The following is a 12,344-nucleotide window of genomic DNA, read 5'->3' as shown; positions in this document are numbered from 1 at the left end:
TGGCAACGTGAATAGGAAGAGGAAGACTTTTCAATTAAGAATGAGGTAATGGAACTAGAACTATAGAAAATTAGGACAAAGAGGGGCAGACCCATAATTTTAAGTAAGGTGGTATTTAGATGAAGATAGAGGATATTTCAAAGATAGAACAGGAAGCGGATAGAGTTTCAGCTCTTTATGATATTTTTGATGAAGGTTCAAGATTATCTACAAAGGCAAGGCAAGTGGAGTTTTTAACAACGGTAAGGCAGATTGAAAAAAATCTTAGACCAGGTATGAAAATACTAGATTTAGGAGCTGGAACAGGAGAATATAGCTTGTACTTTGCAAAACGGGGATTTGATGTAACTGCCATTGAGCTAGTTGAAAAACATGTTATGCAAATAAAGGGAAAAGTTGATTCCCAAATGTCCATGGAAGTATTTCAAGGTAATGCAATGGATATATCTATGATTAAAGATAAAACTTATGATATTGTATTATGCTTTGGTCCCTTATATCATTTGTCAAAAATTCAAGATAGGATGAAGTGCATAGCAGAAGTAAAAAGAGTTTGTAAGAAGGATGGAAAGATGTTCTTTGCATTTATATCTAATGACATGGTTATTACTACGGAAACTATGCTCTATGAAGAAGATTTTTTAAAGGGAAATAACTATAATCATGACACCTTTAAAGTTGTAGACTTTCCTTTTGTTTTCCATACAGTAGACCAGTGTAGAAAGCTATTAAGAGAATCTGACTTAAAAATTACGTCAGAGGTTGCTACAGATGGATTAAGTGAACTCTTGGCAGATAAAATAAATAATATGGATGAGGAAAGTTATAGTAAGTGGCTTAACTATCATTATTATTGCTGTGAAAAGCCTGAGTTTTTAGGTACAAGTAACCACCTTTTATTTGTAGCGGAGAAGTAAATATTAAATTCATTGTGAATTGAGGTGTAAATGATGATTGATTTGGTACAGCCAGAACTCTGTCTTGAGGAAAAATTTATTGAAATGTTTAATGACTATAATAAAAATGACGAAGATGTGATTGAGAGAAGGTATTCTAGAGCAAATTATGATTTTAAAAGTTATTTAGATTATCTTAAGAATAGGGAAAAGGGAGTTAATCTAGAAGTGGGACACGTTGCATCATCAGAATGGTGGCTTTTAAATGAAAACAAGGATATTTTAGGAACTGTTAGATTAAGATATGAGCTTAATGAGACAAACTATGAAGAAGGTGGACATATTGGTTATGATATATCACCAAGGTATAGAAGAAAGGGATATGGAAAGTTAATATTATATTTAATATTGGAAAAAGCAAGGGTGCTAGGACATAGAACAGTTTTAGTAACATGTGACTTTGATAATATTGGTTCTAAAAAGATAATTGAGTACAATGGTGGAAGGTTAGAAAACACTGTAATTTCAAAGGAATCAGGTAAAGAGGTATTAAGATATTGGATAGAACTTTAATTGGAAAGGATTTCTTTTTACTACAGATAGCTATGGAAAAGTATATTATTTAAGATATCTATTTAATTGGTATATGATATATGAACTATAGTGATATAAATAATATGAAAGATAAAGTCTACAAGAATTAAAGGAATGAAGTTATTATTGGACTGGAGGAATTTACATGAATAGGATAGAGAAATTAAAAAAAGGTGATTTTATTGGTATTTTTTCACCATCATCACCAATAACATATTCATGTCCTAAAAGATTTGAAAGAGCAAAGAAATATTTACAAGATAAAGGATTTAAAATAGTAGAAGGAAACTTAACAGGAAAGTACGATTTCTATAGGGCAGGTAGTATCAAAGAGAGGGCAGAGGAGTTAAATAATTTAATTAGAGATCCCGAAGTAAAATGTATAATGTCCACTATTGGAGGAATGAACTCAAATTCACTCCTTCCTTATATAGATTATGAAGCATTTAAAAAGAATCCTAAAATAATAATAGGTTATTCTGATGTTACAGCAATTCTACTGGCTATTTATGAACAAACAGGAATAAGTACTTATTATGGACCTGCATTGGTAGCTTCATTTGGGGAATTACCACCCTTTGTTGATGCCACTTTTAAATATTTAAAAGAAATTACGATGGATGAAATAAAAATTCCTTATGTTTTTGAAATTCCACAATATTGGACAGATGAATATGTTAATTGGGAAACACAAGATAGAGGCAAAGAAGAGAGAGAAAATAGATGGATTACGATCTATGAAGGGGTTGCTAGAGGTAGAGTAATAGGTGGAAATCTGAATACAATGCAAGGTATATGGGGGAGCAAATACATGCCTGAAATAAAGGATGGAGATATACTTTTTATAGAAGATTCTTTAAAAGATGCTGCAACAATAGAAAGAAGTTTTTCTTTTTTAAAAGTAAATGGTATTTTTGATAGAATTTCGGGAATAATCCTTGGAAAACATGAGTTGTTTGACGACTTAAAGATAGGTAAAAAACCATATGAAATATTGTTAGAAGTGTTAGGCAATAAAAAATTACCATTCATTGCAGATTTCGATTGCTGTCATACACATCCAATGATGACTCTACCAATAGGATGTGAGATTGAACTTGATGCTACAAACAAGAAAGTAAGTATTATTGAGGAATGGGAATTATAGGGTATTGCGAATTTAACAATGTTCACTAATTACTGGAGGGAGAATTTATGGAAACATATATAAAAAAGAAATTGCAAGAAAGAAACCATAGAATAATTGAAGCTATTATCAAAAAGGCAGAAAATGTATGTCCAGGCTCCATTGCATTAATAGGAATTGTCGGTTCGTTCCATTCTGGTGATATCTATGAAAAATCCGACTTAGATTTATGTATCGTTATTAATGATGATAGTGGTTGGAAAGTTGCATCGTGCTTTATCATTGAGGATGTAGCTTTTGATATATATTGTACTCCATGGAATAGACTCGAGGAAATGTCAAAATATAATGATCCTTATATTACAAAACTAATAGAGTTAGATATTGTTTACTGTAATGATGAGAAGTACATGCAGAAATATATGAAATTAAGATCAGTTGTTATAAATAAACTAAATGAAGAATATTCAATAGAAAATATTGAGAAGGCTGAAAGTTTTGTCAATGAAGCAATGAAAGGATATGGAAATGTAATGCTGAGTAATAAATACGGTGAATGTAGATATGAGGCAGCAAGTATTTTATATTATATTGAGTTTGCTATTTATATGTATAATAAGTCATATGTAAAAAGAGGTGTTAAAAGAGTCCCAGAAGAAATTTCTACAATGAAATATCTTCCCATAGGTTTTAATGAATTATATTGGAATTTAATCAAAGCGACAAGTATTCAAGAGGTTAAAGAATCATCAACAATGTTAATGAAATCACTAAAAGATTTTGCAAAGGAAATGAAGGATAAAGTTATTTCAAAAAAGGTAATCTCACAAGATGATATTATTGGCACATATGAAGAAATTTATTCTAATTGGAAGAATAAGATGTATCATGCTGCTGAAAAGGGTGATACCTATTTATCATTGATGACAGCTGCCAGTTGCCAACAATTCTATGACGAAATGTATAGTAAATACGATATTGCTAGAACAGACCTAATGAAAAATATTACTCCAGATAACTTAGCTTTATCAGCAAAAGAATTTGATAATTCAATGGAAGAATATAAAAAGAACTATGAAACACTTGGTATGGAGATTAAATATTACAAAAATTTGGATGAATTTGAAAAAATGTATTTAGGGTAATCAATGATTTTTATTAGAATAGTAGCAGTTCATGATACTAATAATATTACCTCAGGAAAAGTAATTATTAAAAGTGGAATGATCTATGAAGATGCTGTGATTGGTGGATGTAATATAAAAATATTTCAAGATAGTCCTCACGTAGGAGAAATAGGTTATTTTATAGATAGAAATTTTTTTAATAGGGGTATTGCAACTGAAGTTGTAAAGATGTTAGAAAATATTGCTTTTAATAATTTGAAATTAATAAGACTGGAAATTCGTATGGATCCACGAAATAAAGCAAGTGAAAGAGTTGCTATAAAGAATAATTTTAAAAAAGAAGGCTTATTAAAAAAGGTTATGAAGTTTGAGAATAACTATTATGATAATTTGCTCTATGCAAAAATAAATGAAGAATAACCAAAGGAGAGATTAAAAGAAAAGATTCAATTGTAATAAATTTAAAGGAGAAAATAAAATCATGAAAATATGCTTTGAAGAATTTAAAGATGAAATTGATACTCTTGTAGGATTTTTAACATCAGATACTTGGGAATTTTATGGAACACCGAACCAAAATCCTGAAAGAATTAGAGAGAGCTATGAAAAACATTATTATACTGGGGATGACTGCAAAACGTTTTGGGTTATTCTAGATGAGGGTATAAAAGTGGGAATGATAAGAATTTATGATTTACAAGATGATAGCCCGTTGTTTGACATAAAACTTTTGAGCAAGTACAAAGGTATGGGAATCGGGACAATTACTGTGAACTGGCTTGTTGATTATATATTTAATAATTACTCTGATAAGGAAAGGATAGAGGGAAATACAAGGCAGGATAATTATGCAATGAGATGTGTATTCCATAAGTGTGGTTTTGTTAAAGAGGCACATCATCGAAAGGCATGGGGAAGTAAAAATGGAAAACTATATGATGCAATTGGTTATGGTATTACAAGAGAAGATTGGCAAAATGGAAAAACTACCCCAGTAAATTGGAATGACTTTAAGTGTTAATTATATAAATAAACAAAATTCTTATTTGACGAATTATAAAGATGTAGTAGTACAAAAATAAAATAGATAAATTTTAGTTAAGCTTATTCACTTATTGTACAAGTTTAACTAAAGATAATGATGAGAATTACAATAAAGAAAGAAGATTTTAAAATGATAAATATTAGTATAGAAACAGAAAATCTAATTATAAGACCATTTTTACCATACGATGCAAAGGATGCAGTATATTATAGTCAACAACCCAATGTGTCTTACTGGCTGTCTGATATGGTTTTGCATAATGAGTCAGAAGCACTTTCTTGGATAAATTGGCTAAATGAAAAGTTTAATATAAATGAGCCTTTTATAATATTGGCAATTGAATATAAAGTGGAGCATAAATGTATTGGTGTTGTGGGAGTTCATGCAAAAGCTGAAATAGATAATGAAGTTGAGATTTTATATGGTATTTCTGATAGCTACCAAGGGAATGGATATGCAACAGAAGCAGCTAAAGCGCTAATTCAGTGGGTTTTTGAAAATACTGAATTAAAGTCTTTAACTGCAATCGTAAAGCCAGAGAACACTTCATCTAAAACTGTGATTAATAAACTTGGATTTAATTATGTTGACGACAGAGTAGTACTATATGATGGTGAAATGTGTAAGTTTAATTATTATAAATTATATAATAGTCATTCATAATAATTATATTTTATATATTATGGTAGTAAAACAATACTAAAGGAAAGTAAAGGAACTTAAATTAAAAAGGGGAAATTTATATGTTGACACATAAGGGGACACAAACAATAAATACAGATAGGCTTTTACTGAGAAAGCTTGAAGTTGCAGATGCTAATGATATGCTTAAAAACTGGGCAACAGATAGTGAAGTAACAAAATTTTTATCTTGGAAGCCCCATGATAATGTAGAAGAAACTAAAGAAATTATAAAACAGTGGACTTTGGAATATGCAAATGATGATAACTATAATTGGGCTATTGTGTTAAAAGATATTGGAGAAGTTATAGGTGAAATTTCTTTGGTGAGAATAAATGAAAAACATTATTCCTGTGAAGTAGGATATTGTATGTCAAGAAAATATTGGAATATGGGCATAATGACTGAAGCATTGAAGGCTGTGATTGATTATTTATTTTCTGAAATTAGATTTAATAGAATAGTAGCACTTCATGATACTAAAAATGGTGCATCAGGAAAGGTAATGAATAAAAGTGGAATGAAGTATGAAGGAACATTAAGACAAGCTAGTTTCAGTGAGAAAAGAGGCTTTTATGATTTAGCGATATATGCCATATTAAAAGATGAATGGAATAGTGAAAGTAGAAGTTAAAATAGAGAAAGTTCTATGAATATAAAGGAGAATATTGATATGTATACAAAAAATGAAATTATAGAAATTGCTAAGGCTCAGTTAGCTCTGGATTATAACTGTGAGGTATCTGATTTTGAAAAAGAAGTAAATACAATAGTTGAGAATAAACTTGTTGAAGGTAGAAGAATTTATGATACTGATGGATGTGCTCTTAAAATACTATGTTTTGGAAACAAAGCAATTATTAGTACAACTCCTACATTGATGCCATGGCTTGAAGAAAAATTTATTAATGCAAGTGCGGCATGGCTATTTGAATATCCTAAACTTAGGGCTATTGATAAAAAGCTACAGGAGGTTGGACATGAGATAGCAGATGCTCACCATTATTATCTACCAAATCCTGATGTTCAAGAGATGGATAAACCTATTTATGATATAAAATGGTACGAGCAAGAAGAAATTTTGAAGTTTAAGGGTGATAAGAGATTTGGAGAAGCTTTTTTATTTGATAAAAATATTCCAGATATGCTTGCAGTCTCTGCTTGGGATGGTGATGAAATAATTGGTATGGCGGGTGCAAGTGCAGATAGTAAAACTATGTGGCAAATAGGTATTGATATTTTGCCAGAATATAGAGGTAAGAGAATAGGAACAACCTTAGTTAAACTTTTAAAGAATGAAATTTTAAAGAGAGGAAAGGTTCCTTTTTATGGAACGGTGGAATCTCATTTTCACTCACAGAATATTGCCATAAATTCAGGCTTTTTCCCAGCATGGGCGGAACTTTATTCGAGAAGTAATTCCAAGGAATGCTAGTGCCATTAAATTGTATAAGGAATGTGGTTTTGATCACTTAAACATGATACAGCTTAGAAAAAATTATGATAAAACCTTAGATAAGGATGAGCATATAGAAGTTTTAGGTTTTGATTTTATAAAATATTAAAGGAGATATTTATGATAGAGGGGAAAAGTGTAGTTATAAGGCAAATTGAACTAGGAGATGAGGAGTATTTATATAAATGGTGGAATGATGGAAGTTTTATGTCTCATGCTGCCTTAGCCTATGGTACTTTAGAGAGTAAGACTGCAATAAGAAATAGTATAGAGAAGGAAGTTTTAAATTCACAGTTATATGCTGCAAGTAAAAGATTTATAATCTGCAAGAAGGAGGATATGACTCCTATAGGTGAGATGAGTTATTGTGGCTGGGATAAAAGGGAGCAAAAATGTGAATTTGGAATAAAGATTTGGAAGGAAGAGCAAGGAAAGGGCTATGGAAAGGATGCTTTAAGTCATTTCATAGATTTCATGTTTAGATTTTTAAATTTAAATAAGATTGAACTTACTAGCATGATAGATAATAAACGCGCTCACAGTTTATATAGAGCATTAGGCTTCAAAGAAATTGGAATTGTAAGGGAAGGGTTCTTTGATAGTAGAACAGGAAAGTTTTCAGATGTAATGTACATGGATTTATTGAAAAGAGAATGGATTGATATTAGAGAAGAAGTATTGTAACAGATACATCAGAAGGAGATAATTATGATTTTAAACCAAGTTATAGGAATTGAAACTGAGAGATTAATTATTAGAACAATGTCACTTAGATTTATAACAGAAGTCTTAAAAAATGATATAAATGCGTATGATCATATAGGTGTAAATTTTAATGAAGAATGGCCAAGTTCCGATATAATGCCTGCGTTACCAATATTTAAGGCTCAGCTAGAAAAGAAACTTCCAGATGGATATGGACCTTGGATTTTTATTGATAAGGCGGATAATACCATAATTGGAGATGGTGGATTTAAAGGTTCTCCAAATGATATTGGAGAAATTGAAATTGGTTATAACATAGTTGAAAGCAAAAGAATGCTTGGGTATGGCTATGAAGCCGTTAATGCTTTGATAGAATGGGCATTTTCTCAAGAATCTGTGAAGGTAATTATGGCAGAATGCTTAAGAGATAATATGCCATCTATTAATTTATTAAATAAGGTTGGAATGACTAAGGTTAGAGAAGATGAAGAATTGGTTTATTTATCCTTAGATAAGAGCATTTGATAGTATAGTGTTTATCACGTAAAAAATTATTAAGGATAAGGAGAATATTGATAAATATGAATAAGATTGCTGTAATAGGAAGTGGCGGTTCAGGTAAATCTACATTTTCACGTAAGTTAGGAAGCATATTAAATCTTCCTGTATATCATCTAGATACTTTGTATTGGAATCCGGGTTGGATAGAGACACCAAAGGATAAATGGGAGAGTGTAGTAAGAGAATTAGCTGATAATGATCAATGGATTATAGATGGAAACTATAGATCAACTATGGATATCAGGTTAAACTCAGCAGATACAATAATATTTCTTAATATGTCAACTCTACTTTGCACCTATAGAATTGTAAAGAGAAGATTCATATTCAAAGGAAAGAAAAGGCCAGATATGACAGAGGGATGTGAAGAAAAGCTAGATTTAGAGTTTGTTAAATGGGTATTGAAGTTCAATAAAAATGAAAGACCTAAGATTTTAGAAAAGCTTAAAAACTATGAAGACAAAAAGATAATAGTACTTAATAATCTAAGAGAAGTAGATGAACTTCTTAAGAATTTAAAAGAAAATTAGAATGGTAAGTAAAGTTGATAAGAGTGTAAAGGAGATGAAAGAATGAGTATAATTCATAGTTTTGATGAGTGCATGGAGGCTATAATAAATCCAAAGGAAGTAGTAGAGAGAATTGAGGGTTTTCCTAAAGTAATAATAGCTACTTTTTCTCATAAAGTAATGGATGTTTTTTCAAAGTTAGAAGGTGTAGTTCAAGTAGGGGTTACAAGGTCAGTAAATGGTGACGTAATTATTTATAAGATGAATTACAAGGGCAAGGATATAGGATTTTATATGACTCCAGTAGGAGGCTCCTTTGCAACAGGTACCCTTGAAGAAATTATAGCTATGGGAGCAGAGAAGGTTATAGTATATGGCTCTTGTGGTTCATTAGATAAAAATATTACAGCTGGACATTTAATTGTTCCAACTGATGCATATAGAGATGAAGGGGTAAGTTATCACTATATGAAACCAAGTGATTATGTAACTATTGAAAAGGCTGATAAATTGGCAAGTATATTAAATGATTTAAAAATTCCCTATGTTAAAGGAAAGATTTGGACAACTGATGCAATTTATAGAGAAACCATAGGAAATATGCAAAAAAGAAAGGCTGAAGGATGTATTGCTGTGGATATGGAATGTGCATCACTAGCAGCTATGTGCAAGTTTAGAGGAGTAGAGTTTTTTCAATTTCTATACTCAGCAGATAACTTAGATAGTGAAAAGTGGGAAAAAAGAATTCTTGGTAATCTTGATTTAAGTGAAAGAGAAAGATATATGATGATAGCTTTTGAGATTGCAAGTAATATATAAAATTATTTTAAAATAAATGTAAGTAATGCATAATAATAACAAGAGAGTGTAAATGCTCATTTTAGGGGGGAAGTTTATGATTATATCAAATTTCAGTAAATATTCTAATTTGCTAAAGGGGTATACGGAACTGCGATGCCAAGAAAATTCATCCATAGGTATAATGATGACAAATGGCAGTTTGATTCAGAATATTAGAACAAATTCTAGTGGTATTTCTGCAAGAGTAAATGTAAATGGAGCATGGGGATTTGCTTCTAATTCTAATATTAAGGATGAAAGTATTAGACAAGTACTAAATATTGCAAGGCAAAATGGGGAATTTTTAAATTCTAAGTCAGTGAGTAGGCATAGAGAGTTAATAATTTCAAACTATTCTATAGAAAAATCATTTGCTACAAAGAAGGCAAGATTAACTCAAAAACAATTAATAGAATTTACTAAAGAGATAGATAATTATATTATAAAAAAATATAGTAATTTAGTTAGCAGAAGTATAAGAATTAATGAATTAAATATGGAAAAAAGTCTTATTACATCTTCAGGAGCTGAGTTATATTCATTTTTACCAAGAGCAAATATAATGATAGAATTAGTGGTTAATGATAATAATGGTGTACCTGTAGAATTATATGAAATTATAAGTGGATTGGGTCAATTTGAGGATAAGTTTTTAAAACCAGATGATCTATATGAAAAAATAGATAAGACTTATGAAAGACTAAGAGAAAAGGCTGAGGGAGTATATGCAAGTGGTGGATTAAAAGAGTGTATATTGGCTACAGATTTAGCTGGTATCCTTGCCCATGAAGCAGTTGGACACACTACAGAGGCAGACGTTGTACTAGCTGGCTCTATAGCAAATGAATATATGGGCAAAGAGGTAGCTAGTCCGTTAATTACTTTAGTGGATTATGCTAATACAGCATTTGGTGATACATGTCTAGTACCTATATATATAGATGATGAAGGAACTAAGGCAGAGGATGTAACTATAATAGATAAGGGCATTTTAAAGGGATATATGCATAATAAAGAAAGTGCAAATATGTTTAATGTAGCACCAACGGGAAATGCAAGAGCCTATGAGTTTTCAGATGAGCCTATAATAAGAATGCGAAACACTTGTATCCTTCCAGGAACGAATAAACTTGAAGAAATGATTGCTTCTGTAGAGGATGGATACTATCTAATGAATCCTGGTAATGGTCAAGCTGATGCTACTAGTGAGTTTATGTTTGGAGTAACCATGGGTTATGAAATAAAGAATGGAAAGTTAGGTAAAGCCATAAAGGATACCACTATATCAGGAGTGGCCTTTGATATGTTAAAGACTGTTACCATGGTATCTGATGACCTTTCATGGTCAAATAGTGGAATGTGTGGAAAGAAACAACCTATAACTGTAGGTATGGGCGGACCTGCAATAAAATGTAGTGTAAATATAGGGGGAAAATAGTATGGGAAATAGAGAAATAGCCTTATATTGTATTGATAATATAGTGAAGCAAGGGGCGGATAAATCTCAATGCATTCTTAAAAGTAATAAAAAATATGAGTTAAATTTTGGAAATGAAGATATAACTCTTTTAAGAACAACTATTGATACTAACATAGATTTAGTAGCTATAAAGGATGATAAAAAATCTACTATAACCTTAAATAAACTAGAAGAAGAAGCAATAAATACAAAAATTAAAGAGTTAATGGAGATGTGTGAATCAGCAGAGAGTGATCAGTGTAATGATATTGCAGAAGAGCAACCTAAAGAGGAATTTAGTAGTGGAACTAGTGAGCCAGACTTAGATAAGATGTATGAATTTACAAGTGTGTTTTTAAAGAAACTAAAGGAAGAGTTTCCGCAGGTTAAGTTTGTGGATGGAACTACCTTAGAATTCAATAGTAGTGAAACTAATTTTTTAAATTCTAATGGTGTAGACTTTAAAATAGTAGAAGGAAGATATAGAATTGACATAGGGTTCTTGGCAAAGGAGGGTGAAAAATCTACATCTTTTACAGGTTTTAGCTATGTATTTAATGAATTACCTTTAGATTTTATGGAGTATGCTGATGTTAGACAAAGATTTAAGGATATAGTTAGTCAACTTAATTGTGAGAGAATAAAGGATAAATTTATTGGAGATATAATTTTAACTCCAGAGTTAGTAGTAGAAATGCTATATTACTATAATATAAATTTTCTTGGAGATAGATCACTAATTGGTGGTACAAGTATTTTAAAGGATAAATTAAATGAGAAGGTTGCTAATCATAATTTTACGGTTAAATGCATGCCTCTAAATGATGAAATAGCTAATAAGAGTTTTGTAACTAAAGATGGCTATAAAACAGAAAATATAAGTATCATAGAAAATGGGATATTAAAGTCATTTATTATAGGATTATATGCTGCAAAGAAAATTGGAAAGCCAGTTACTAAAACTGACTTTAATATAGTTGTGGATAATGGAGATAAATCCATAGAAGATATAATAAAATCGACTAAAAAAGGAATAATTCTAGGAAGATTTTCAGGAGATATGCCAGCATCAAATGGAGATTTTTCAGGAGTAGCTAAAAATAGTTTTTATGTTGAAAATGGAGAAATTAAGTATGCCATAACTGAAACTATGATAACTTCAAATTTAAAGGATATGTTTAATAATATAGAAGAAATCTCTATAGAAACTTTAAATACTGGAGAATCCGTAACTCCTTGGATGAAAATTAAAGGTGTAACTATTTCAGGAAATTAAAATCATAAAAGCTCTATGACTGAAGACTTTTAGTCATAGAGCTTTGCTAGTGCGCCCAGCATGGGCGT

Annotated in this window: 15 protein-coding genes; all 15 read left to right on the top strand. The window is 30.6% G+C overall.

The features are described from left to right. The first annotated feature begins 119 nt into the window (after positions 1-119). The 15 genes from B3B03_RS04100 (at position 120) to B3B03_RS04030 (ending at position 12,276) form a co-directional block, all read left to right on the top strand. A complete protein-coding gene (locus B3B03_RS04100) occupies positions 120-917 on the top strand; it encodes a methyltransferase domain-containing protein (RefSeq protein ID WP_150845740.1) in 798 nt (265 codons plus the stop codon). 30 nt (positions 918-947) lie between these two features. Then, entirely contained in the window at positions 948-1,469 is a 522-nt protein-coding gene (locus B3B03_RS04095) for a GNAT family N-acetyltransferase (RefSeq protein ID WP_346876531.1), read from the top strand. Between the two features lie 166 nt (positions 1,470-1,635). Beyond that, positions 1,636-2,637, top strand: coding sequence for a S66 peptidase family protein (locus B3B03_RS04090; protein WP_346876530.1), 1,002 nt, complete (start codon positions 1,636-1,638; stop codon positions 2,635-2,637). Between the two features lie 47 nt (positions 2,638-2,684). After that, positions 2,685-3,761 (top strand): hypothetical protein, encoded by a 1,077-nt coding sequence (locus B3B03_RS04085; protein WP_346876529.1) that lies wholly within the window; start codon positions 2,685-2,687, stop codon positions 3,759-3,761. A 3-nt stretch (positions 3,762-3,764) separates the two neighbouring features. Beyond that, positions 3,765-4,163, top strand: a complete 399-nt coding sequence (locus tag B3B03_RS04080) for a GNAT family protein (protein WP_346847448.1) — start codon at positions 3,765-3,767, stop codon at positions 4,161-4,163. A gap of 61 nt (positions 4,164-4,224) precedes the next feature. After that, positions 4,225-4,764: a GNAT family protein gene (locus tag B3B03_RS04075; protein ID WP_346847447.1), complete on the top strand. Its 540-nt coding sequence runs from the start codon at positions 4,225-4,227 to the stop codon at positions 4,762-4,764. Positions 4,765-4,881: 117 nt separating this feature from the next. Beyond that, positions 4,882-5,451, top strand: a complete 570-nt coding sequence (locus tag B3B03_RS04070; RefSeq protein WP_346876528.1) for a GNAT family N-acetyltransferase — start codon at positions 4,882-4,884, stop codon at positions 5,449-5,451. 80 nt (positions 5,452-5,531) lie between these two features. Continuing rightward, on the top strand, positions 5,532-6,104 hold the full coding sequence (locus B3B03_RS04065; RefSeq protein ID WP_346876527.1) for a GNAT family N-acetyltransferase: 573 nt from the start codon (positions 5,532-5,534) through the stop codon (positions 6,102-6,104). Positions 6,105-6,143: 39 nt separating this feature from the next. Beyond that, positions 6,144-6,905, top strand: a complete 762-nt coding sequence (locus B3B03_RS04060) for a GNAT family N-acetyltransferase (RefSeq protein WP_346847442.1) — start codon at positions 6,144-6,146, stop codon at positions 6,903-6,905. 141 nt (positions 6,906-7,046) lie between these two features. Further along, entirely contained in the window at positions 7,047-7,610 is a 564-nt protein-coding gene (locus B3B03_RS04055; protein ID WP_346847441.1) for a GNAT family protein, read from the top strand. 24 nt (positions 7,611-7,634) lie between these two features. Beyond that, positions 7,635-8,156, top strand: coding sequence for a GNAT family protein (locus tag B3B03_RS04050; protein ID WP_346847440.1), 522 nt, complete (start codon positions 7,635-7,637; stop codon positions 8,154-8,156). Positions 8,157-8,212: 56 nt separating this feature from the next. After that, entirely contained in the window at positions 8,213-8,722 is a 510-nt protein-coding gene (locus B3B03_RS04045) for a DNA topology modulation protein (RefSeq protein WP_346847439.1), read from the top strand. A 42-nt stretch (positions 8,723-8,764) separates the two neighbouring features. Then, on the top strand, positions 8,765-9,520 hold the full coding sequence (locus B3B03_RS04040) for a nucleoside phosphorylase (RefSeq protein WP_346847438.1): 756 nt from the start codon (positions 8,765-8,767) through the stop codon (positions 9,518-9,520). A gap of 76 nt (positions 9,521-9,596) precedes the next feature. Continuing rightward, a complete protein-coding gene (locus B3B03_RS04035; protein ID WP_346847437.1) occupies positions 9,597-10,979 on the top strand; it encodes a TldD/PmbA family protein in 1,383 nt (460 codons plus the stop codon). Between the two features lies 1 nt (position 10,980). Continuing rightward, a complete protein-coding gene (locus tag B3B03_RS04030; RefSeq protein ID WP_346876526.1) occupies positions 10,981-12,276 on the top strand; it encodes a TldD/PmbA family protein in 1,296 nt (431 codons plus the stop codon). Positions 12,277-12,344 lie beyond the last annotated feature (68 nt).

The sequence above is a fragment of the Clostridium sp. UBA5712 genome (assembly GCF_002419845.1).
GTDB lineage: Bacteria > Bacillota > Clostridia > Clostridiales > Clostridiaceae > Clostridium_J > Clostridium_J sulfidigenes.
This window is presented reverse-complemented; position numbering and strand designations above follow the sequence as displayed.

What these genes read in the sequence shown, in the direction of transcription:
- B3B03_RS04100 (WP_150845740.1), top strand. Translation starts at nt 120, where the DNA reads ATGAAGATAGAGGATATTTCAAAGATAGAACAGGAAGCGGATAGAGTT.
- B3B03_RS04095 (WP_346876531.1), top strand. Translation starts at nt 948, where the DNA reads ATGATGATTGATTTGGTACAGCCAGAACTCTGTCTTGAGGAAAAATTT.
- B3B03_RS04090 (WP_346876530.1), top strand. Translation starts at nt 1,636, where the DNA reads ATGAATAGGATAGAGAAATTAAAAAAAGGTGATTTTATTGGTATTTTT.
- B3B03_RS04085 (WP_346876529.1), top strand. Translation starts at nt 2,685, where the DNA reads ATGGAAACATATATAAAAAAGAAATTGCAAGAAAGAAACCATAGAATA.
- B3B03_RS04080 (WP_346847448.1), top strand. Translation starts at nt 3,765, where the DNA reads ATGATTTTTATTAGAATAGTAGCAGTTCATGATACTAATAATATTACC.
- B3B03_RS04075 (WP_346847447.1), top strand. Translation starts at nt 4,225, where the DNA reads ATGAAAATATGCTTTGAAGAATTTAAAGATGAAATTGATACTCTTGTA.
- B3B03_RS04070 (WP_346876528.1), top strand. Translation starts at nt 4,882, where the DNA reads ATGATGAGAATTACAATAAAGAAAGAAGATTTTAAAATGATAAATATT.
- B3B03_RS04065 (WP_346876527.1), top strand. Translation starts at nt 5,532, where the DNA reads ATGTTGACACATAAGGGGACACAAACAATAAATACAGATAGGCTTTTA.
- B3B03_RS04060 (WP_346847442.1), top strand. Translation starts at nt 6,144, where the DNA reads ATGTATACAAAAAATGAAATTATAGAAATTGCTAAGGCTCAGTTAGCT.
- B3B03_RS04055 (WP_346847441.1), top strand. Translation starts at nt 7,047, where the DNA reads ATGATAGAGGGGAAAAGTGTAGTTATAAGGCAAATTGAACTAGGAGAT.
- B3B03_RS04050 (WP_346847440.1), top strand. Translation starts at nt 7,635, where the DNA reads ATGATTTTAAACCAAGTTATAGGAATTGAAACTGAGAGATTAATTATT.
- B3B03_RS04045 (WP_346847439.1), top strand. Translation starts at nt 8,213, where the DNA reads ATGAATAAGATTGCTGTAATAGGAAGTGGCGGTTCAGGTAAATCTACA.
- B3B03_RS04040 (WP_346847438.1), top strand. Translation starts at nt 8,765, where the DNA reads ATGAGTATAATTCATAGTTTTGATGAGTGCATGGAGGCTATAATAAAT.
- B3B03_RS04035 (WP_346847437.1), top strand. Translation starts at nt 9,597, where the DNA reads ATGATTATATCAAATTTCAGTAAATATTCTAATTTGCTAAAGGGGTAT.
- B3B03_RS04030 (WP_346876526.1), top strand. Translation starts at nt 10,981, where the DNA reads ATGGGAAATAGAGAAATAGCCTTATATTGTATTGATAATATAGTGAAG.